Below are 1,061 nucleotides of genomic sequence, written 5' to 3' on the forward strand. Positions count from 1 at the left end.
CCCTTTGTCCATTGGAAATGGGCTCGGAATGCGGCTCCTGCGGCGGGCAGCAAGGTCTCCAAGGCTTTGCAGAACCGCATAGACATCGAGTTCGACGGCGAGCATATCCGCAACATTCTTGAGTTTCTCTCGGAATATGTCGTAAACATCGTTGTAGACGTGCGGGCCGTTCCAGCACCTCCTGTACGCGGAGTAAGCGCGCAAGACTATCGCGCCTTGGTCTGGGAGCATTGTCCGAAAGCTGCTCCGTCCTATTTGACGGAAGGCTTGGTCGAAAGCGTGGATTTGAGGGAGGTACCGCTGCTAACAGCCCTCGAACACCTTTTGTACCCGCTTGGGCTGGTCTACGAAGTGAAGCCCTATGGATTCTTCGTTACCGCTCCGGGAAGGCAACAAGCTTTGGCAGGCCTGAAGGACGAGGAAACTGCCGACGACCTGGCAAAGATGCAGGAAAAGCTTTCAGAGCCTGTCTCGATAGTGTTCAAATACGAACACCTGAGCCGAATTCTCGAGTTCATCGGAGAGTATCTCAGAGTCAACTTTGTAGTCGACCAGAGCGTCGTGGCCCCCCCAGTCGTTGCGGGAACGCCGCTCCCGCTTAGGGTCTTGCAGATTACGGAAATGCCTGACGGGAGCAAACGGGCCCTCATCCAGTTGCAGTCCCAGACACCTTACTGGTATGAGCCGGGAGAGCGGTTCGAAGACTATCAGCTCGTTTCAATTTCTCGGGATTGCGGAGCAGTGGAACTCTTTTCTGAGCGAGAGCGCTGCAAGTATGCTGTAAAGGTGAAAGAAGATGACCCCGGATCCCCTGGAACAGCGCCTTTTCCATCGCCCCCCCCGGTCACGCTGCCACCGGATACCAACGACATCCAACAATGGCTGCGGGATATGGAAGGCAAACAGTATGTTACCGACGGGCTGGTCGACCACATCAATCTTCGCAATGTGAAGTTGCGACACGCTTTAGAAGCGCTCCTGGTCCCCTTGCATCTGGGCTACGAAAACGAAGGGGACTATGTTTTCGTTAGTAGCCCGGAGTTGCTGGCAAGTGACAGCGA

The 1,061-nt window shown here is 55.1% G+C and carries 1 protein-coding gene; it reads left to right on the forward strand.

The window, feature by feature from the left end; all coding sequences use genetic code 11:
* Positions 1 to 66: 66 nt before the first annotated feature.
* Positions 67 to 1,061 (forward strand): hypothetical protein (locus PLJ71_15335; GenBank protein ID HQM50060.1); only part of this gene is annotated, 995 nt, incomplete at its 3' end.

This window comes from Candidatus Hydrogenedentota bacterium (genome assembly GCA_035416745.1).
Lineage (GTDB): Bacteria > Hydrogenedentota > Hydrogenedentia > Hydrogenedentales > SLHB01 > UBA2224.